Below are 20,948 nucleotides of genomic sequence, written 5' to 3' on the forward strand. Positions count from 1 at the left end.
CTCCCGGTCCCGGCCCGCGGAAATCCGCTCGAAGCGCGCGTCCAGCCGCCGTTAGGCTGACGCGCGCTTCCTGCGTTTCCGCAGGACAGGTGACGTGGTTGGGGGTTGGCGGTGCAGGACACACACTCATTCGGGATCTCGGACGAGGACTTCGCCACATACGAGGGGCTGGTCGGCCGCCTGTGCGCGCTGCCCCTCGGCGACGCGCGCCGCAGGCAGGCGGAGAAGGTCGCGGCCTCCTTCGTCTGGCAGGGACGCAACGGCCGTCGCCTGCAACTGCGCGCCGAGCGAACGCTCGTGGACGCGCGGCTGGCGGCCGGGACCGTGACCGGCGCGACCGACCGGCGCGAGGACGCGCCCCTGACGCTGCCACAGAAACCGGGCCCCATCGGGGAGTACGCCAAACCCCGGTGCTGCTATGTCTGCAAGGAGCCGTATCGACAGGTCGACGGCTTCTACCACCTGCTCTGCCCGGTGTGCGCCGCCGACAACGCCGCGAGGCGCGGCCTGAACACCGACCTGCGCGGGCGGCGGGCGCTGCTGACCGGCGGGCGGGTCAAGATCGGGTTCCAGCTGGCGCTGATGCTGCTGCGCGACGGCGCCGAGCTGATCACGACCAGTCGGTTCCCGCACGACACCCTGCGCCGCTTCCGGGCCGCGCCGGGCAGCGACGCCTGGTGGGACCGGCTGACGGTGGTGGGCATCGACCTGCGCGACCCGCGTCAGGTGCTCGCGTTCTGCGAGGAGCTGCGGCAGGAGGGGCGTCCGCTCGACATCCTCGTCAACAACGCCGCGCAGACGCTGCGTCGGCCGCCGGAGTCCTACGCGCAGCTGGCCGCGGGTGAGTTGACGCCGCTGCCGGGCGCCCTGGGCGCGCTGGTGCGGCATGCGCCGGGGTTCCGGCCGATGCCCGCCCTGTCGCCGGCCTGGCCAACGGCGGAGCTGGAGGCGGCCGAGGGCCCGCTCCCGCAGGTCCGCGCCCGCACCGCGGGCCTTCAACCGGCGGACGAGGCCGGGCTTTTGCCGGACCTGGCGGCGGAGAACTCGTGGTCCGTGCGGCTCGGCGGCCTGGACCCGGCCGAGCTGCTGGAGACGCAGCTGGTCAACTCGGTCGCGCCGGCGCTGCTCTGCGACCGGCTGCTGCCGTTGCTGCTCGCTTCGCCGCGTCCCGCCCGCTACGTCGTCAACGTCACGGCCGTGGAGGGCCGTTTCGCGGTCCGCAACAAGACGGCCAGGCACCCGCACACCAACATGGCCAAGGCCGCGCTCAACATGCTCACGCGCACCAGCGCGGAGCAGCTGGCGCGGCAGGGCGTGCACATGTGCGCGGTGGACACCGGCTGGATCACCGACGAGAACCCGGCCCCGAAGAAGGCCTACGAGGCCGCACGCGGCTTCCGCACGCCGCTGGACGTCGTCGACGGGGCGGCCCGCGTGTACGACCCGATCGTGCGCGGCGAGGCCGGCCACCCGGTGTCCGGGGTGTTCCTCAAGGACTACCGGGTGGCCGACTGGTGACGCACGTCGGCGGCTGACCGCTACAGCGTCGCGGCCAGGCGCGTGCCCTGGTCGATCGCGCGCTTGGCGTCCAGCTCCGCGGCGATGTCCGCGCCACCGATGAGGTGGGCCTTGAAACCGCGGTCGGCCAGCTCGGCGTGCAGTTCGCGGCGCGGCTCCTGGCCGGTGCACAGCACGACGGTGTCGACCTCGAGCAGCCGCTCCTCGCCGTCCACGGTGATGTGCAGGCCCGCGTCGTCGATGCGGCGGTAGGTCGCGCCCGCGACGGTCTCGACGCCGCGGTGCTTGAGCTCCGTGCGGTGGATCCAGCCGGTCGTCTTGCCGAGCCCGGCGCCGGGCTTGCTGGTCTTGCGCTGAAGGAGCGTCACCCGGCGCGGGGAGAGGGCGCGGACGGGCTCGGTGAGGCCGCCCGGCGTGCGGTGCTCGGTGTCGACGCCCCACTGGGCGAAGAAGACGGCCGGGTCGAGGCTGGCCTGCTGCCCCGGGTCGGTGAGGAACTCCGCGACGTCGAAGCCGATGCCGCCGGCGCCCAGGATGGCGACCCGCTCGCCGACCGTCGCCGCGCCGCTGAGCACGTCGACGTAGCTGACGACCGCGCCGTGGTCCACGCCGTCGATCTCGGGGGTGCGCGGGGTGACGCCGGTGGCGAGGACGACCTCGTCGAAGCCGGCCTGCGTCAGGTCGTCGGCGTCGACGCGGGTCGAGAGCCTCAGCTCGACGCCCAGGGTGTCGAGCTGGTGGCGGAAGTAGCGCAGCGTCTCGTCGAACTCCTCCTTGCCCGGCACCCGGCGGGCGAGGTTGAGCTGGCCGCCGACGGTGTCGGCGGCGTCGAACAGCGTGACGGCGTGGCCGCGTTCGGCCGCGGAGACCGCGCAGGCCAGGCCCGCCGGACCGGCGCCCACGACGGCGACGCGCTTGCGCAGCCGGGTCGGCGAGAGGACCAGCTCGGTCTCGTGGCAGGCGCGCGGGTTGACCAGGCAGGAGGCGATCTTGAGGCTGAAGGTGTGGTCCAGGCAGGCCTGGTTGCAGCCGATGCAGGTGTTGATGCCCTGCGCGGCGCCCGCGGCGGCCTTGTTGACGAACTCCGGGTCGGCCAGCAGCGGACGGGCCATGGAGACCATGTCGGCGACGCCGGAGGCGAGCAACTCCTCGGCCAGCTCCGGGGTGTTGATGCGGTTGCTGGTGACCAGCGGGACGGAGACCTCGCCCATCAGCTTCCTGGTCACCCAGGTGTAGGCGCCGCGCGGCACGGAGGTGGCGATGGTGGGGATGCGCGCCTCGTGCCAGCCGATGCCGGTGTTGATGATGGTCGCGCCCGCCGCCTCCACGGCCCTGCCGAGCTGGACGACCTCCTCGAAGGTCGAGCCGCCGGGGACCAGGTCCAGCATGGAGAGCCGGTAGACGATGATGAAGTCCGTGCCGACGCGCTCGCGCACCCGGCGCACGATCTCGACCGGGAAGCGCATCCGGTTCTCGTAGCTGCCGCCCCAGCGGTCGGTGCGCTGGTTGGTGGGCGCCGCGATGAACTCGTTGATCAGGTAGCCCTCGGAGCCCATGATCTCGACGCCGTCGTAGCCGGCGAGCTTGGCCAGCTCCGCGCTGCGGGCGAAGTCCTCGATCGTCTGCTCGACCTCGGCGTCGCTCAGCTCGTTGGGGACGAAGGGGCTGATCGGCGCCTGGATCGGGCTCGGGGCGACCAGCTGCGGGTGGTAGGCGTAGCGGCCGAAGTGGAGGATCTGCATGGCGATCTTCCCGCCCGCCGCGTGGACGGCGTCGGTGATGACGCGGTGCTCGGCCGCCTCCTCCTCGGTGCTCATCTTCGCGCCGCCCTCGAAGGGGCGTCCGGCGTCGTTCGGGGAGATGCCGCCGGTGACGATCAGGCCGACGCCGCCGCGGACGCGGGTGGCGTAGAACTCGGCCATCCGCGCGAAGCCGTCCGGCGCCTCCTCCAGGCCGACGTGCAGGGAGCCCATGAGCACCCGGTTCGGCAGGGTGGTGAAGCCCAGGTCGAGGGGGCTCAGCAGGTGGGGGTAGGCGGTCACGGCGTCTCCTCGCGCACGTCCGGTGTCACCCACCAAAGTAGGGCCCCCGGGCGCGCTTATGCAACAAGGTGCAAAAGCTGCGCCCGCGAGACCTCGGTCACGTCCTGCGCCCCGCCGTCTCCGGGCCAGGGACCCGGGGCTCAGTCCAGGAGTGCCACCGGCAGGCTCTGCACGCTGTTGCTGACGAACGAGGCGATCGGCGTCGTCTCCCCCGCGACCACCAGCGCCGGGAACCTGCCGTAGAGCTCGCGCAGCGCCACCTCCGCCTCCAGCCGCGCCAGCGGCGCGCCGAGGCAGAAGTGCAGACCGTGGCCGAACGAGAGGTGCCGGTTCGGGCTGCGGGTCGCGTCGAAGCGCTCCGCGTCCTCGTGCCGGCGCGGGTCGCGCCCGGATGCGGCATAGGAGGCGAGTATCGCGTCGCCGCGCCGGATGACGACCCCGCCGACCTCGATGTCGTCCAGCGCGAACCGCAGCGGGAAGTGCGCGACGGGCGAGTCGTGGCGCAGCGTCTCCTCGACCACGGCCGACCACGTGACCGTGCCCGCCAGCGCCGCGTCGCGCTGGTCCGGGTGGGCCGACAGCGCGCGGACGGCGTTGGTGATCAGGTTGAGCGTCGTCGCGTGGCCCGCGATGAACATCAGCATCATGGTGCCCACGACCTCCTCCTCGCTCAGCCGGTCGTCGGCCTCACGCGCGGCGAGCAGGTCGCTGGTCATGTCGTCGCCGGGGTCGGCACGCCGGTCGGCGGCCACCCGGCCGAGCAGCTCCACCAGCCCGTGCCGGGCCGCCAGCGCCTCCTGCGGGGTGGCCGAGCTGCGCACCAGCGTGCCCGCGTGCCCGTGCAGCTCGTCGTACAACTCTGCGGGGATGCCGAGGAGTTCACCGATCACGCGCATGGGCAGCGGATAGGCGAAGTGCTCGCGCAGATCGACGGGGCCGGGCGCGAGGCGCTCCAGCCGCTCCACCAACTCCGCGACCACGGACTCGACATGAGGACGCAGCGCCTCCACCCGGCGCGGCGTGAAGCCCTGGCTGACCAGCCCGCGCAGACGCCGGTGGTCCGCGCCGTCGGCCGAGGTCATGCCGGGAATGGTGACCATCCCGAGCAGCGGCCACCCCTCGGGGACCTGACCCTCCTGCAGTGCCCGCCAGTTGCCCGGGTTCTTGCCCACCCGCTGGTCGCCGAGGAGCGCCTGCAGCTCGTCGTGGCCGGTGACCGCCCAGGCGGTGAGCCCGCCGGGCAGCTCCACCGAGGCGACCGGCCCGCGCTCGCGCAAGGCCCGGTTCTCGCCGTGCTGGTCCGTGCCGTGCGCGTCGAGCGGATAAGGCGGTGGCGGTGTGACGGTCATGGCGGTTCCCCCCGGTCTGCGGACGTAGCGGCGTCGGTCGGTCACCGACGGTTTCCGATCATGGAGCAACCGACGACGCCTCGTCCACTGTCCTCCGGTCCGTCAGTCCCCGCGCACGGCCCGCAGAATGACGAACTTCGGATTCCCGGCCACCGTGCGGCAGTTGCCGAACAGCCGCTTCAGCCGCACGTGGTAGCCCAGGTGGCGGTTGCCGACCACCCACAGCTCCCCGCCGGGCCGCAGTGCGCGCTTGGCGTCGGCGAACATGCGGTGGGCGGTGGCGTCCGTGGAGGCCTGGTAGCTGTGGAACGGCGGGTTGTTGAGGACCAGGTCCACCGAGCCTCGGGCTAGTCCGCCCGCTCCGTCGGCCACGAGGAACCGCGCCTTGGCCGCCGGGTCGGCGTTTTCCCGGAACGTCTCCTCGGCCGAGGCCACCGCGCCGAAGGACTCGTCCACGAAGGTCACCTCCGCGCCGGGCGCGGACAAAGACGCGGCGAGACCGAGCACGCCGTTGCCGCAGCCGAGGTCGACGACGTGGTGGCCGTCGGCGGGCGCGGGCAGGTGCTCCAGGAAGAAGCGGGTGCCGATGTCCAGCCGCTCCGCCGAGAAGACGCCCGCATGGTTGGTGACGGTCCGTCCGGCCAGCGGCGCGCCCAGGCCAGGGACGTCGGAGGGGAAGGGGTACCGCTGCGGCCACGGATCGGCCGGGCGGGCGGCGAGGACCTCCGGATCGGGGGTGCAGAAGATCAGGCGCGCCTTGCGCTGCGCGAGCGAGGTGCGCGTCGGGCCCAGGATCCGCTCGAAGAGCTCGAGCGTGGAGGTGTGGATCTCCTTGACCATGCCCGTCCCGACGACCAGGGTTCCCGGACGGACGGCGGGGGCGAGCCGCAGCAGCTGGTCCTCCAGCAGCGCCAGGCTCTTCGGCACCCGGACCAACAGCACGTCCACGCGGGCCGGCGGCTCGTCCCGGCTGGAGAGCAGCCGTACGCCGTCCGCCGGGCGGCCGTTGCGGGCGAGGTTCTCCGCCGTGGCGCGCTGCGCGAGATACGAGTCGGTGATCTGGACCGGTTCGTATGCGGCAAGTGCCGTGGTCAGAGCACCCCAGCGGTCCCCGAGGACCACCAGCCGCCCGTCGCCACCTGCGAGATCGTCGAGTGGGCCTTCAGCGGCAGCCAAGTGCTGGAGCAGATATTCGTCGGAGGCGTCCCAGGCGCGCAGGCGGTCTCGAGGGTCGACCGGGTAGCGGACAAGATCGAGTCCGGCGCCGCCGGGCAGGGCGAAGTGGTTCATGGTCCTGCCAGTCTGCCCGATCACGGCCCCCTGGGTGTGCGAGCGCGTAACGTACGGCGTACGGTATGCGGTGTCCACAAGATGAACAGGCGGGGGGAGCTCGACGTATGGCAGGCACCATGGCCCAGGGCGATGTCGGGGACAGCGCCAGCCCCGCACCCCCCTCCGCACAGCAGCCCGACCAGCAGCATGAGCGACCGCCCGCGCAGCAGCCCGACCAGCAGCACGCCCTGCGCCAGGCCAAGCCCGAGCAGACGGCGGCCGACCGCCCCGGGCTGCTCACCCGGATCCGCCGGTGGAAGCCGCGCCAGTGGGGCCTGGAGCTGGTACTGCTCGTGTACGCAGCTTACGACGGCAGCCGCCTGCTCGTACACGGAAAGGAGTCCGCGGCCCGGCACCACGGCGAGCTCCTGCTGCGCACCGAGCGGCGCCTGCACGTGGAGCCCGAACACTGGCTCAACCGCCTGTTCTTCGAGCACGCCTGGCTCGGCGTCCCCGCCGACTTCATCTACGCGAGCCTCCACTACGCGATCACCCCGCTGGTGCTCGTGTGGATGTTCCGCAGCCGGCGCGCCCACTACGCCTTCGCCCGCACCTGGCTGGTGCTGGCGACCGGCCTCGGCCTGATCGGCTTCGTCTTCTTCCCGACGGCCCCGCCGCGCCTGCTGAGCGACCCCGACGGGTTCCTCGATCTGATGGCTCAGCACGCCGACCTCGGCTGGTGGGGCGGCAGCGGCAGCGCGCCCAAGGGCCTCGGCGACATGACCAACGACTTCGCGGCGATGCCGAGCCTGCACTTCGGCTGGGCGCTCTGGTGCGGGCTGCTGATCTTCCGTCACGCGCGCCGCCGTTGGGTCCGTGCGCTCGGTCTGCTCTACCCGGTCCTGATCATGGTCGTGGTGATGGGCACCGCCAACCACTACCTGCTCGACTGCGTCGCCGGCGGCCTGGTGGTCCTGGTCGGGCGGGTGCTGACCGGTCCGCTGCAGCGCCTGGGGACGCGGGTGCGGCGCGCCCTGCACCGCGAGCCGCCGACTCCGGTGCCGGACTACCCCGTCACGTCGTCGCGCGCGTCCCTGGCCCCGGTCCCCGTCGCGGAGCCGACTCCGCACGCGCAGGCGCGGAAGAGCACCCGGGTCGCCGCCCCGCGCCTGCCCGCGGACTGAGGCGCCCGCCCCGTGTCCGCTCCGCAGCTTCCCTGCTCCGCCCGCGTCGACCCCGTGAGAAGGTGACCTCGGCGGGGAGCGGACGCAGGGAGGGAGACCGGCCATGTCCACGCAGTCCACGGGCGGTGGAGCCGAGGGGAACGCCGACGCCGACGGCGGGTGCGCCGGGGCGACGAAGCCCCCGGCGAGCCCCGCGGCGGCCGGTGCGGCGGTGGCGACCGGGGCTTCCGCCGACCCACCCACCGCGGCGACCGCGACACGCCGCCGTCTCGTCGTCGCCGCGCTGATGCTCTCGATGGCGCTGGTGGCCCTCGACTCCGCCTGCGTGTCGACCGCCGTGCCCCAGATCGTCGGCGAGCTCGGCGGTTTCAGCTTCTTCTCCTGGCTGTTCTCCGGCTACCTCCTCGCCGTGACGGTCACCCTGCCCATCTACGGCAAGCTCGCGGACGCGCGCGGGCGCAAGCCCGTGCTGCTGGTCGGCTCCGCCCTCTTCCTGCTCGGTTCGCTGCTCTGCGCGGGCGCCTGGTCGATGGGCGCGCTCATCGCGTTCCGCGTGGTGCAGGGCCTCGGCGGCGGCGCGATCCAGGGGACGGTGCAGACCCTGGCCGCCGACCTCTACCCGCGGGAGCGCAGGCCGAAGATCCAGGCGGCGCTCTCCACGGTGTGGGCCTCCTCCGCCGTCCTCGGTCCGGCGATCGGCGGGCTGCTCGCGGGGTACGCCAGCTGGCGCTGGATCTTCCTGATCAACCTGCCCGTCGGCCTCGTCGCGCTGGTGCTGCTCAAGCGGCACCTGCGGGAGGCGCACGTCGTGCCGGGGAGCCGGACGCGGATCGACTGGGCAGGAGCGCTGGGCCTGTTCGCCGCCACCAGCCTGCTGCTGTTCGCGCTGGTCCAGGGCGGAGTGGCCTGGCCGTGGCTGTCCGCGCCGAGCGTGGCGCTGTTCGCGGGCTCCGTCGTCGCGGGCGCGGTCACCTTCGGGCTGGAGCGCCGGGCCGAGGACCCGATCATGCCGGGCTGGGTCTGGCGCCGCCCGGTGATCGCCGGGGTCAACCTGGCACTGGGCTGCCTGGGCGTGCTGATGATCGCTCCGATGGTCTTCCTGCCGACCTACGCGCAGTCCGTGCTGGGTCTCTCCCCCGTCGCGGCGGGCTTCGTCCTGTCGGTGTGGACGCTCAGCTGGCCGACCTCGGCGGCGCTCTCCAATCGCCTCTACCGGCGCATCGGCTTCCGTGACACCGCCCTCGTCGGCTCGTGCGTCGGCACCCTGCTGCTCGCCGCCTTCCCGCTCCTGCCCTACCGCGGCCCCGCCTGGGAGCCGGCGCTGCTGATGCTGCTGCTCGGGGGCGGGCTCGGCCTGTTCCAGCTGCCGCTGATCGTCGGCGTGCAGAACAGCGTGCCCTGGCACGAGCGCGGCACGGCGACCGCCTCGGTGCTGTTCTGCCGCCAGGTCGGCCAGAGCGTCGGCGGGGTGCTCTTCGCGGTCGTCGCCAACGCGACGCTGACCGACCGTCTGCACAGCGCCCCGCCCGCGCTGCGCGGCGCGCTGCCGCACGGCCTGGACGAGACCGCCTCCGCGCTGCTGCACGGCAGCAGCCTGGGCGGTGCGGCCACGGACTACCTGCGGCACGCGCTCGCGACCGCGGTCGGGCACGTCTACCTCGGGGCGGCCGCGGCCGCCGCACTCGCCGTGATCTTCCTCGCTACCGTGACACCGAGGCGCTTCCCGACGACCGAGGGGGACTGACGAGATGACGGACGCCAGAACGGGCTGGGCGGAGGTCGCCGACCGGGTCTACCAGCGCCGCTACGATCCCTACGACGTGAGCGTGACGGTCGTCGCGGGCGCGGACGGGCTGATGGTCGTCGACACCCGCTGCAGCCTCGCCGAGGCGCGCGAACTGCGCGGGCACCTGCGGCAGATCTCGGCCGCGCCGGTGCGCTGGGTGGTCAACACCCACGACCACTTCGACCACGTCTGGGGCAACGCTGAGTTCGCCGCGCCCCGGCAGACGCCCCCGGCACGGTTCTTCGGCAGCGCCGAGATGGTCGCCGCGATGCGCGGCGCGGACGACGACCCGGACATGGTGACCCTGAAGAAGGCCCTCGCCGCCGAGAGCGAGGACTGGCGGGCCAAGCTCGCCGAGCTGGAGCAGCACGTCCCGGAGAACATCGTCCAGGGCGGGCACGACCTGGATCTGGGCGACGGCCGGGTGGTCCGGATGCGCCAGGTCGGGCGCGGCCACACGGGCGGCGACCTCGTGCTGCACGTGCCCGACGCGGACGTGCTGCTGATGGGCGATCTGCTGGAGGAGAGCGGCGACCCGTGCTTCGGCCCGGACTCCTTCCCGCTCGACTGGGCCGCCACGCTCGACGCCGCGCTCGCCCTCGCCGGCCCCGCCACCCGCTTCGTCCCCGGCCACGGCGCGAGCACCGACGCGTCCTTCGTCACCTCCCAGCGCGACGCGCTCGCCGCGGTCGCGGCCACGTGCCGGTCCCTCCACGCCGCGGGCGTCCCGCTGGACGAGGCGCTGAAGACGGGTGACTGGCCCTACGACCGCGAGCATCTGGAGCACGCGATCAAGCGCGCCTACCTGCATCTCTCCGCCTAGCCGGCAGCTCACCACCGAGGGCGCGGGGATTCCCTCGCGCCCTCGCCTGTCGCCTATTGGTTGCGTTTAGCAAGCAATAGGCATATGGTTGCCCTGAGCAATCAAATGGAACAGTCGCCGCATGCACGCCGAGAGGGATGAAGAACACCGTGGGCAAGCACTCGGTACGCCACACCGCCGCAACGGGCGAGCCGATGAGTCATCGGCAGATCATGGAGGCGCTGACCGGCCTGCTCCTGGGCCTGTTCGTCGCGATCCTGTCGTCGACGATCGTGTCGAACGCCCTGCCGACGATCATCGCCGACCTGCACGCCAGCCAGACCGCCTACACCTGGGTGATCACCGCGACGCTGCTCGCGATGACCGTCTCCACGCCGATCTGGGGCAAGCTCGCCGACCTGATGAGCAAGAAGCTGCTCATCCAGATCGGCCTGGTCATCTACGTCGTCGGCTCCTGCGTCGCCGGCCTCTCCCAGAACGCGGGCATGCTGATCGCCGCCCGCGCGGTGCAGGGCATCGGCGCGGGAGCGTTGACCGCGCTGACGCAGACGATCCTGGCGACCATGGTCCCGCCACGTGAACGCGGCCGGTACTCCGGCTACATGGGCGGCGTCTTCGCCCTCGGCACCATCGGCGGTCCGCTCGTCGGCGGCGCCATCGTGGACACGTCCTGGCTCGGCTGGCGCTGGTGCTTCTACGTCGGCGTGCCGTTCGCGGTCGCCGCCCTGGTCGTGCTCCAGAAGACACTGCACCTGCCCGTCACCCGGCGTCAGGTCAAGGTCGACTGGCTGGGCGCGGGCCTGGTCACCGCCGCGGTCTCGCTGCTGCTGGTCTGGGTCTCCTTCGCGGGCGACAAGTACCACTGGATCTCCTGGCAGACCGGCGCCATGGTCGGCGGCTCGGTCGTCCTCGGCGCGGTGTTCCTCCTCGCGGAGAGGCGCGCGAGCGAGCCGATCGTCCCGCTGCACCTGTTCCGCAGCCGCACGATCGCATTGGCCGTCGCCGCCTCGCTGCTGATCGGCGTGGCGATGTACACCGGCACCACCTTCCTCAGCCAGTTCTTCCAGCTGGCCCGCGACGACTCGCCGACCATGGCGGGCATCATGACGCTGCCGATGATCCTCGGCCTGGCCGTCGTCTCGATGGTCTCCGGCCGCATCATCACCCGGACCGGCCGCTGGAAGGCGATCCTCGTCCTGGGCGGCGTGCTCACCGTCGCGGGCGTCGGCCTGCTGGGCAGCGCCCGGGCGCACAGCGACTACTGGCTGCTCGCGCTGTACATGTTCCTGGTCGGCTCCGGCCTCGGCATGACGATGCAGAACCTGGTGCTGTCCGTGCAGAACCAGGTCCGCCCGCAGGAGTTGGGCACGGCCAGCGCGGTCGTGGCCTTCATGCGGACCCTCGGCGGCGCGGTCGGCGTCTCCGCGCTCGGCTCGGTCATGTCCACCAAGGTCACCCGCTACACCGACGACGGCCTGACCAAGCTCGGCATCCACGCCGCGGCGAGCGACGGCGGCGTCCCGAAGCTGTCCGCCCTCCCCGTCCCGGTCCGGGGCGTCGTCGAGGACTCCTTCGGCCACGGCATCGGCGACGTCTTCCTCTACGCCGCGCCCTTCGCGGCGCTGGCCACGCTGGCGATCCTCTTCATCAAGGAGGTGCCGCTGCGCACCTCGACCGCGGTGCCGGTGGCGTCCCACACCCCCGCCACGGCGGAGAATGCTGTCGGCGCGGCGAACTGAGCCGCGCGGCGGCGCAGGTGGCGTGGACGGCGGGCGGAAGGCGGGCGGCACGGTGAGCAAGGCCATCGAGGAGATCGAGCAGGAGCTCGGCGTGCTGTTCCGCCGCGGGCGGGCCCTCTCCCACGAGCTGGCCGAGGCCGTCCATCCCGGCCTGGAGCCCGGCCACTACGCCTTCCTCGCCCGCCTGGAGGAGACCGGCCCCAGCCGGCCGAGCGAGCTCGCGGCCTACTTCCACATCGGCAAGGCCACGGCGGGACGCCAGCTCACCTGCCTGGAGACGCTCGGTCTGGTCGCCCGCCGCCCCGACCCCGAGGACGGCCGCGCCCACCTGCTGGAACTCACCCCCGAGGGCCTCACCCGCGTCCTCGCCGCACGCGCGCAGCGCCGCGACACCCTCCACGGCCGGCTCTCGACCTGGGAGGAGCGGGACCTCTCGACGCTGGCGCGGCTGCTGTCGCGCTTCAACGCCGAATTCAGCTGAGGAACGCCCTGCGGGCGGGCGAGAATCCGTCCCATGACCTCATCCGTACGCCATGTGACGATCGACAGCCTCGACGCCTTCTCCCTCGGGACCTTCTGGTCCCAGGTCCTGGACCTGCCGCTCCACGAGGACGACCGCCCCGGCGACGAGACGGCCCTGATCGAGGGCGCGGGGCTGCTCTTCATCACCGTCCCGGACCGGAAGACCGGGAAGAACCGCGTCCACCTCGACCTCCAGCCGCAGGACCGCTCCCGCGACGAGGAGGTCACCCGCGTCGTCGCCCTGGGCGCGACTCTCGTCGCCGACCGCCGCAACCCCGACGGCACCGGCTGGGTCGTCCTCGCCGACCCGGAAGGCAACGAGTTCTGCGTCGAACGCAGCGCGGCCGAGCGCAGCCACTAGGTGCACTGCCCAGGGGCGCGAGGAACTGCGCGAGCAACCACCCTGTGCCGGCAGCCCCGCGCGTTGAGGACCGCCCGCATGTCAGATGAGGGCGCCTCCCGGCCGAAGGCTGGGAGATGGTCGAGCAGAGCCTCGCGCCCCTGGCCTGGCGCAGCCACAAGGTGCGCCTACAGGTCGATCAGCACCTTCCCCACCGTGCCCGCCTGGACGGCGTCGTGGGCGTCGGCGGTCCGGGCCAGCGGGTAGTGGTGCCAGGGGAGGCCTGCCTGCTCGCCGCCGCGGAGCGCGTCCGCTGCCACCGCGTCGCTGATCGCGGCGACGGCCGCGAGCTTCGCCGCGTCGGGGATGGTGTAGACGAGGATGCCCAGCCACCGCAGGTTGCGGAACATCGAGTCCCGCACCGGGATGGTGACCTCCGGGCCGCTGCCGTCCGCGTAGAAGGCCACCGTGCCGTTCGGCGCCAGCACCGCGAGGTCCAGGGCGACATTGGCCGTGGGAGCGACCTCCACCACGAGGTCGACCCCCTCGGGCGCCAGCGCTCGGATCACGGCGGCGGCGTCCTGCGCGCGGTAGTCGACCACGTGGTGCGCGCCCGCAGCCTCCGCGAGCCTCGCCTTCTGCGGGCTGCTGACCGTGGTCAGCACCGTCGCGCCCGCCCAGCGCGCCAGCTGGATCGCCGCATTGCCGACCGCGCCGGCCCCACCGGCCACCAGGACCGTGCGGCCGGCCAGCGCGCCGGGGGCGAGACGCGTGGGGCCGCCCTCGGCGAGGGTCAGCGCGCGGTGCGCGGTCATCGCGGGGATGCCGAGGCTCGCGCCGAGCTCCAGCGAAGCGTGCTCAGGGAGGGGGACGGCTTGACGGGCCGGCAGGACGACGTACTCCTGGGCGGTGCCGTCCGCGCGCTGCCACGCGGCCTCCCAGATCCACACCCGCTCGCCGACGCGCGCGGCGTCCACTCCGGGGCCGACGGCGTCGACGACGCCGGAGCCGTCCTGGTTCGGCACCTGCGCCGCGCCGGCGCCCGGCTGCGCGTTCGTGCGGGACTTCCAGTCGGTCGGGTTGACCCCGGAGAAAGCCACCTTCACCCGGACCTCGCCCGGCCCGGGCTCGGGCACCGGACGGTCGGTCAGGGACAGGACGTCGGAAGCACCGCTGTGCTCGTACACGATTGCCTTCATGATCGAACGAACCAGCGTCAGGAAAGGGTTGTTCCCCGACACGCGGGGCGGCTACTGCTTTCGAATTAATTGTATGACCGGAACGCTACAAGACGCACACGGACGGTAATGATCCCCGCCGAGACAGTCGCGGTGTGTCCCCCGTACCCGGGCACGACGCCCGAGGTCCGCACCCGACGCCCGGAGGTGCCGGATGCCCCGCATGCCGCACAGAACCCCTCGGACGGCCGCCGCGTCGCTCGGCGCGGCCCTCATACTCGCCTGCGGTTCGCTGCTCGCCCTCGCCCCGGCCGCCGTGGCGGCCGTGGCCGATCCCCCCGTGCCCGACACGACCGACTCGCCCGCCGCGCACCCCAGCGACGGCGGAGGCGGAAGCGGGGGTTGGACCGGCAGCGGAAGCGGAAGCGGAAGCGGCGGGGGTTGGACCGGAAGCGGAAGCGGAAGCGGGAGCGGAAGCGGAAGCGGAAGCGGCGGGGGTTGGACCGGAAGCGGAAGCGGCGGCGGTTCCGACCACCCCACCAGCGGCGCGGACATCTCGATCAGCCCGGAGGAGGTCACCCCCGGCCGGACCGTCGGGCTGGTGGTCAACTGCAGCGCCAAGTTCTTCGGCACGCCGGACCCGACCCTCGTCTCCTCGATGGCCTTCGTCACGGCCGTACGCCTGCACCCGATGCCCGGTGAGCCGGGATTCTTCTCCGGCGCGGCCACGATCAGTTCGGACGTCAAGCCCGGCGAGTACAGCGTCTCCGGGGCCTGCCGGGAGTCGAACACCTCGCTGTCGACCTTCCGCGGCACGATCGAGGTCCACGGACGCCAGGACGACCACCCCCCGCACGGGCCAGTGCACACCGGCGTCGGCGGCAGCATCGACCCGGGCAGCGCCACGCAGGTGGCCGTCGGCCTGGGCCTCGCCGGAGTCGCCGGCGGCGCGCTCCTCCTCGGCCGCCGACGCGGCGGCGCGGCCTGATCCCGGCGCCCGAGGGAGAGGTGGATGGGCGGTAGCACCCGGCTGGCCGCGAAGGCCGTGCTGGTCATCGGCCTGGTGATCGCCGGGCGCGGTCTCGGCAGCGGGCCGCCGCAGCCCGACGCGAGCGCCGAGGGCGCCAACGGCGTCTACTGGTACGCGGATCAGGACCGTCCCGCTCCCCCGATGCCGGCGGCGCTGCCGTTGCGCGTCCGGATCCCCTCCATCGGCGTGGACGCGCCGCTCACCGCCCTCTCCCTGGACCGGACGGGCCACCTCGTCCCGCCTCCGGAGTCGCGCACGAACCTGGCCGGCTGGTACGCGGACGGCACGGTTCCCGGCGCGGCCGGGCCCGCGATCATCGCCGGGCACGTCGACAACGGTCATGGCCCCGCCGTGTTCTACGGCCTCGGCGCGCTCTCGCGGGGAGACACGGTCGACGTGGTCCGCGCCGACCGGCGCACGGCGGTGTTCCTGGTCGACAGCGTGCAGGTCTTCGCGAAGGACAAGTTCCCGGACAAGGACGTCTACGGTCCCACCTCCGTCGCCGCGCTCCGGCTGATCACCTGCGGCGGCGGATACCAGGCAGGGAAGGGCTACTTGGGCAACGTCGTGGTCTTCGCCCACCTGGTCAGCCGCCCGCCGGGCTGAGGGGCCCGGCTGGGCTGAGGGGTCCGCCGGGCTGGGCTGGACACCGGCACCGGCACCGGCACCGGCACCGGCACCGGCACCGGCACCGGACACGGAAGAGGGCGGCCGCCCGGAAGTCAGGTCCCGGGGCGGCCGCCCTGCGTGGTCCTACGTCGCTCAACTCTGGACGTAGACCGCCACGGTCCTCGCGGGGATGGTGAAGGTGCCCGTGGCGGGGTCGAAGGACGCGGTCTTCACGACCGGGTCACTGCCCTCGGCCTGGATCGGGTCCAGCGTCTGGCCGGTGCCGATCAGGCCGGTGAGGGTCTGCTGCTGCGCGCTCGGGGTCGCGTTGAAGACGACCGTGACGGACTTGTAGGTGTGCAGGCCGGTGCCGTCCAGGTGCAGGGTGATCACGCCCGGGGTCTCCCCCGACGTGCCCGACAGCGGGAAGCTCATCCGCTGCTGGACCTCGGCCGCCGTGGCGAGCGAGAACAGCGGGGTGGACTCCTTGATCTTCAGGAACTGCTGGTAGAGCGCCGAGGCGTCCTGCTGGGCCGAGCAGTTCGCGACCAGGGAGGCGTCGCCCAGCAGTGGCTTCGCCCAGGGCCAGAAGGCGGAGTTGGAGGCGGCGGACGGCAGGCCCCGGCCGAAGCCGTTGCCGTTCCCGCACTGCCACTGGATCGCGTTGAACCAGTCGCCGCTGTCGTATGAGTTGGCGTCGAGCGACTTGCTGCGCAGCAGGTCCGAGCCCGCCACGGAGAAGCCGGGGCCCTGGGAGAGCTCCGTGGTCGCCAGCGCCAGCGCCTGCATCCGGACCCGGTCGGCCATGGGGGCGCCGACCGGGAGCTTGTAGGCCAGCGTGTCGTACAGGTCCAGGTTGTCGTGGGCGTCGACGTAGGTGATCGCCTCGCCGGGAGCGGCGGTGTATCCGGCCGGGGAGCCGTTGTAGTCGATCTCCGAGCCGGTGACGGTCTTCCCGGCGCTGTCGGTGAAGGAGTAGGAGGCCAGGTTGCCGGTCAGGCCGACCTTGATCTGGTCCATCTCGTTCAGCAGGCGCGCCTTCTGGTCCGCCGTGCTGCCGTTGACCGCGTCGCCGTTGGGGTCGGTGTAGAGCCCGGAGGCGAAGCCCTGGATGTGCGGGTTGCTGTCGAAGGGGCCGCCACCGCGCACGGCGTCGCGGAGCCGGTCGTTGAAGGTGGCGATGCCGGTTCCGGCCATGTTGGCCTGGGTCGCCTGCACGAAGCGGGCGTCGTTGGCGACGACGCCGAAGTTCCAGCCCTCGCCGTAGAGGAACTCGGGTCGGCCGGTGGCCTTCAGGCCCGCCTTGACGTCGAGCATGGTGGACTTGGGGTCGAGGCCCATCAGGTCGAAGCGGAAGCCGTCGACGTGGTACTCGGTGGCCCACAGCTTGGTGGAGTCGACCACCAGGCGGTTCATCAGGGAGTGTTCGGGAGCGGTGTCCGCACAGCAGGAGTCGGTCGTCACGGCGCCGTCGGCGGAGAGCCGCTGGTAGTAGCCGGGGACGATCTGGTCCAGCACACTGGCGCTGTCCTCGCCGGACGCGGCGGTGTGGTTGTAGACGACGTCCATGACCACCCGCAGGCCGATCCGGTGGAGGGCGGCGACCATCTCGCGGAACTGCGTGATGCGCGCGGTGCCGTTCGGGTCGGTGCTGTAGGAGCCCTCGGGGACGTCGTAGTGCAGGGGGTCGTAGCCCCAGTTGTAGGCGTCGGTGGACGCCTGCTTGCCGACGCAGGCCTGCTGCTGGTCGGAGTCGGCCGCGAAGGAGGCCAGGTCGCAGGCGGGAGTGGTCTGTTCGCTCTTCGCCTCGGGCACCGAGGCGAAGTCGAACGAGGGCAGGATGTGCACCGTCGTCAGCCCCTGCTTGGCCAGCTGCGCCAGGTGCTTCATGCCGGCCGAGTTCAGGTCGGTGAAGGCCAGGTAGGTGCCGCGCTCGTCGACCGGGACAGTGGAGTCGGCGACGGAGAAGTCGCGGACGTGCAGCTCCTGGATCTCCTGCTGTCCGGCGCTGATCGCCTTCGGCGAGCGGTCCTGCTGCCAGCTCTGCGGCGCGAGCGAGGCGGCGTTCAGGTCGACGATCTCGCTGCGCTTGGAGTCGGTGGAGAGCGAGACCGAGTACGGGTCGGTGACGTGGTTGGTCACCACCTTCTGCACGCTCGGCGCCCAGACGGTGACCCGGTAGAGGTAGTACTTTCCGGTCCACCCCTTCTCGCCCTTGACCGTCCAGACACCGCTGGCGTTCTGACGCTTCATCGGGAGCACCTGCGGGGTGGCGGACGTCGCCGAGTCGTAGAGCTCGAGGCTGACCTGCTGCGCGGTGGGCGCCCAGACGGACAGCGACGGCGTGCCGTCCCTGCCGTAGACGGGGCCCAGCGGCGCCTTGGCGGCCGTCGCGCCGTAGATCGCGTCGAGCGCGCCGGGGAGCTGCACGCCTGTCGCGGCCAGCAGCGCGCCGTTGGCCTCGCGTTCGGTCATCAGCAACTGCGAGCGCAGGGCGAGCGGGATCCGCTTCACGTCGCGCGGGTCGACGCTGAAGGCGGCGTAGCCCTTCAGCTCGGGGTGCTTGGCGAGTTGGGCCGCCGTCAGGCCGCCGCTGACGGGCAGCAGGCGCAGCCAGTAGCCGGGGTCGGTGGTGTCGCCGTCCTTGATGGCGACGGCGCCGGTGGGCGAGTAGACCAGCTCGGCGGAGGAGCCGGCCGGGACGTTCTGCCCGAAGCCCCAACTCGCTGGCACCGCCACGGTCGTGCCGCCGACGAACTGCGCCTTGGACTTGGACAGGTCCAGGTCGGCCGAGGAGGCGTTGGACTCGGGCAGCAGGTAGCCGGGCGTGGCGCTGAGGATCCAGACCTCGCGGCCGTTCTGGCTGAAGACCAGCGACTGGTCGTCGGGCAGGTCCTTGGTGTCGCCGTTGTGCAGGATGTAGCTGAGCGAGGTGGCGCCGGAGGCCAGCGGCACGGTGAAGACATCGCCGAACGCGTCGGTGCCGGAGGGCTGCAGCGGCGAGGACCAGTCGGTCGGGTTGGCCGCGCCGGTCCACACGTGCATGCCCCAGCCGGCGTAGTTCCCGTCGGCGCGGTGGTAGTGCACGATCACCTGGCCCGCCGGAACGGTGTCGCTCGCGCCCGGGTCGCTGGTGTAGGTGGTGGGGTCGCCGGAGTTCACCCAGACCTCGCCGGTCTGCGAGATGTCGATGGACCGGTCGTCCGGGGTGTCCTTGGTGCCGTTGTTCTCGACGATGAAGCCGACGTTGCTCGCGCCCTGCTTCAACTTGACGTACGCGAAGGCGCCGAAGGCGTCGCGGCCGATGAACGGGTGCCCGTCGGGCCAGGTGGTGCTCTCGCCGTCGGCGAGGTCGCCCCAGGCGTAGAGATTCCAGCCCGTGTAGTTCCCGTCGGCGCGGTGGTAGTGCACGACCGCGTAACCGCGCGTCGCGGCGGTAGGCCTGGGCGTGGGCGGCACGGCGGCTACCAGCGTGCTGCCGGTCGCGTCGGCGGTGCGGCCCGCGCTGTCGACCACGACGGCCTTGTAGCGCACGGTCGTTCCGGCCGGGACCTGGCTCAGGTCCTGGGTGACGGCGTAGGGGGCGTGGTCGGCGGTGCCGAGCACCTTCCAGGCGCCGGTGCCGACTGCGGCCGCGAAGACGACGCGGTCGAAGCCGCCGCCGGTGGCGTCCGCCTTGACGGTGACGGTGCCGGAGGAGCCGTCGGCGGGCGCGGTCAGCGTCACGCCGGGGGCGGCGTTCGGCGCGGCGAGCCGCGCGTCGGCCTTGTAGACGACCGCGGACTCGGCCGGGACGGTCAGGCCGAGCTTGCTGTCCGCGCCGGTCACGGCGTGGGCCTGGCCTGCACCGTAGATCGGGGTGAAGCCCATGTTCGCCGAGTAGGTCGGCACGCTCACGGTCTGGTCGGTGGTGGCGTTGTTGACGGCCACCAGGTACTCGACCTGCTGCTTGGCGTCGATGCGGGAGAAGGCGTAGACGCCCCGGCCGTCGGCGGCGTAGCGCTCGACCTGCGCGCCGTTCTCCAGTGCCGGGTTGGCCTTGCGCAGCGCGGCGAGCCGGGCGATCGCCTGGTAGATCGGCACGCCGGTGCCGTAGCGGTCGGCCGAGCCGCCGGGGCCGCCGATGACGGCGTCGCCGTTGTACTCGGCGACCTTGGAGGCGAACATGTCCTGCCGCCCGGCCTTGTCGCCGCCGAGGCCGGTGAAGCCCTGCTCGTCGCCGTAGTAGACGACCGGCTGACCGCGCGTCAGGAAGAGCAACTGCTGCGCCAGCAGGTCCTTATTCAGCAGCTCTGCGTCGGTCGCACTCGGGTTGTCCGTCTTGAGGAAGTACCCGATGCGGCCCATGTCGTGGTTGCCGAGGAAGGTCGGCTGCTCATAGGCGTCGGTGGTCGCGGAGGCGTACTTGTAGTCGTCCGCGTAGAGCTGGGACAGCAGTCGGGCCGAGCCGCCCTGGGAGGCGTAGTCGCGTGCGGCGTTCTGGAACGGGAAGCCGAGGGCGGCGTCGATCTTGCCCTGGGTGACGTACGAGGAGTTGACGGTGGTGTCGGTGTCGTACACCTCGCCGAACATGAAGAACTTCTTGTTGCCCTGCTCCGCGGCGTACTTCTCGAGCGCCGGCGCCCACTGCTGCCAGAAGGCCATGTTGACGTTCTTGACGGTGTCGATCCGGAAGCCGTCGACGTCGTCCTGCTTGACCCAGTTCTCGTAGATCTTCTCCATGCCGGCGACCACCCGCGGGTCCTGGGTGTCGAGGTCGTCGAGCCCGGAGAAGTCGCCCTCGGTGGCGTTCTCGCCGACGAAGGTGGAGTTGCCGCGGTTGTGGTAGAGCGTCACGTCGTTGAGCCAGGAGGGCTGCTTGACTCTCGAGTCGCCCGGGTTGTCGAAGACGGGCGTGTAGGGGAAGGAGTCCTTGGTCAGCTTGGGGTAGTTCGACGTGCCGTTGGCCGCGTTGGCGTCCGCGATCGCGGTGGTGTCGACCGGGCGTCCATTGGCGTCGAGCGTCGGGTAGGCCCCGATGGAGCGGTAGTCGTAGGTCTTCTCGGCGTAGTCGACCACATCGGCGGTGTGGTTGGTGATGACGTCGAAGAAGACCTTCATGCCCATCTTGTGGGCGCTCTGGATCAGCTCCTTCAGCTGCGCGTTGGTGCCGAAGTGCGGGTCGACCTGGGTGAAGTCGGTGATCCAGTACCCGTGGTATCCGGCCGAGGCGTTGCTGCCGGTGCCCTGGACGGGCTTGTTCTTGAAGATCGGCGCCATCCAGATGGCGGTGGTGCCGAGCTTCTTGATGTACGGCAGCTTCTGGATGATCCCAGCCAGATCGCCTCCGTGGTAGAAGCCGGAGTCGGTCGGGTCGTAGCCGTTGTCCATGCGCGTGCCGGTGATGCCGCCGGTGTCGTTGGACGGGTCGCCGTTGGCGAACCGGTCCGGCAGCAGGAAGTAGAACTGCTCCTTGTCCAGGCCGTGCCGGTCCGGAGTGGCGGCCAGCGCGGCGTCGGAGGGCGCGGCGGGGAGCGTGGCCGCCCGTGGCGCGTCGTCAGCGGCGGGCGCCTGCGC

At 72.1% G+C, this 20,948-nt stretch carries 13 protein-coding genes and 1 pseudogene; 9 read left to right on the forward strand and 5 right to left on the reverse strand.

The features are described from left to right. Nucleotides 1-111 precede the first annotated feature (111 nt). Nucleotides 112-1,518, forward strand: a complete 1,407-nt coding sequence (locus tag TR48_RS34840; protein WP_042374591.1) for an SDR family NAD(P)-dependent oxidoreductase — start codon at nt 112-114, stop codon at nt 1,516-1,518. A gap of 20 nt (nt 1,519-1,538) precedes the next feature. Here TR48_RS34840 and TR48_RS34845 read toward each other — a convergent pair whose 3' ends face one another. The 3 genes from TR48_RS34845 to TR48_RS34855 all read right to left on the reverse strand — a co-directional run bounded on the left by TR48_RS34845 (nt 1,539) and on the right by TR48_RS34855 (nt 6,199). After that, complete coding sequence (locus tag TR48_RS34845; RefSeq protein ID WP_042374583.1) at nt 1,539-3,560, reverse strand: NADPH-dependent 2,4-dienoyl-CoA reductase; 2,022 nt, start codon at nt 3,558-3,560, stop codon at nt 1,539-1,541. 140 nt (nt 3,561-3,700) lie between these two features. Continuing rightward, nucleotides 3,701-4,909, reverse strand: coding sequence for a cytochrome P450 family protein (locus tag TR48_RS34850; protein WP_042374584.1), 1,209 nt, complete (start codon nt 4,907-4,909; stop codon nt 3,701-3,703). Nucleotides 4,910-5,011: 102 nt separating this feature from the next. Further along, a complete protein-coding gene (locus TR48_RS34855; RefSeq protein ID WP_042374585.1) occupies nt 5,012-6,199 on the reverse strand; it encodes a methyltransferase in 1,188 nt (395 codons plus the stop codon). Nucleotides 6,200-6,306: 107 nt separating this feature from the next. On the opposite strand from TR48_RS34855, the gene TR48_RS34860 reads away from it, so the two are divergent. From TR48_RS34860 to TR48_RS34885, 6 genes and pseudogenes are all read left to right on the forward strand, one after another. Continuing rightward, a complete protein-coding gene (locus tag TR48_RS34860; RefSeq protein WP_052443296.1) occupies nt 6,307-7,365 on the forward strand; it encodes a phosphatase PAP2 family protein in 1,059 nt (352 codons plus the stop codon). 103 nt (nt 7,366-7,468) lie between these two features. Then, a complete protein-coding gene (locus TR48_RS34865) occupies nt 7,469-9,109 on the forward strand; it encodes an MFS transporter (protein WP_052443297.1) in 1,641 nt (546 codons plus the stop codon). 4 nt (nt 9,110-9,113) lie between these two features. Further along, nucleotides 9,114-9,974, forward strand: a complete 861-nt coding sequence (locus tag TR48_RS34870; protein WP_042374586.1) for an MBL fold metallo-hydrolase — start codon at nt 9,114-9,116, stop codon at nt 9,972-9,974. 194 nt (nt 9,975-10,168) lie between these two features. Continuing rightward, a pseudogene (locus tag TR48_RS34875) lies at nt 10,169-11,695 on the forward strand (MDR family MFS transporter); the annotation flags it as partial. A gap of 70 nt (nt 11,696-11,765) precedes the next feature. Beyond that, the gene (locus tag TR48_RS34880; protein ID WP_052443300.1) at nt 11,766-12,194 is read left to right on the forward strand and encodes a MarR family winged helix-turn-helix transcriptional regulator; all 429 of its coding nucleotides are present in this window, start codon (nt 11,766-11,768) and stop codon (nt 12,192-12,194) included. 33 nt (nt 12,195-12,227) lie between these two features. Beyond that, the gene (locus tag TR48_RS34885) at nt 12,228-12,596 is read left to right on the forward strand and encodes a VOC family protein (protein ID WP_042374588.1); all 369 of its coding nucleotides are present in this window, start codon (nt 12,228-12,230) and stop codon (nt 12,594-12,596) included. 167 nt (nt 12,597-12,763) lie between these two features. Here the strand turns inward: TR48_RS34885 and TR48_RS34890 are convergent, their stop codons facing one another. Continuing rightward, on the reverse strand, nt 12,764-13,774 hold the full coding sequence (locus TR48_RS34890; protein ID WP_042374589.1) for an NADPH:quinone reductase: 1,011 nt from the start codon (nt 13,772-13,774) through the stop codon (nt 12,764-12,766). A 580-nt stretch (nt 13,775-14,354) separates the two neighbouring features. On the opposite strand from TR48_RS34890, the gene TR48_RS43880 reads away from it, so the two are divergent. Together TR48_RS43880 and TR48_RS34900 are read left to right on the forward strand one after the other, a co-directional pair. Continuing rightward, the gene (locus tag TR48_RS43880) at nt 14,355-14,741 is read left to right on the forward strand and encodes a hypothetical protein (protein ID WP_161789958.1); all 387 of its coding nucleotides are present in this window, start codon (nt 14,355-14,357) and stop codon (nt 14,739-14,741) included. Between the two features lie 24 nt (nt 14,742-14,765). Continuing rightward, entirely contained in the window at nt 14,766-15,389 is a 624-nt protein-coding gene (locus tag TR48_RS34900) for a class F sortase (RefSeq protein WP_052443299.1), read from the forward strand. A gap of 156 nt (nt 15,390-15,545) precedes the next feature. On the opposite strand, the gene pulA is transcribed toward TR48_RS34900, so the two are convergent. Next, the coding region (gene pulA / locus TR48_RS34905) for a pullulanase-type alpha-1,6-glucosidase (RefSeq protein WP_042374590.1) at nt 15,546-20,948 on the reverse strand (5,403 nt) is incomplete at its 5' end.

The sequence above is a fragment of the Streptacidiphilus neutrinimicus genome (assembly GCF_000787815.1).
GTDB classification, from domain to species: domain Bacteria; phylum Actinomycetota; class Actinomycetes; order Streptomycetales; family Streptomycetaceae; genus Streptacidiphilus; species Streptacidiphilus neutrinimicus.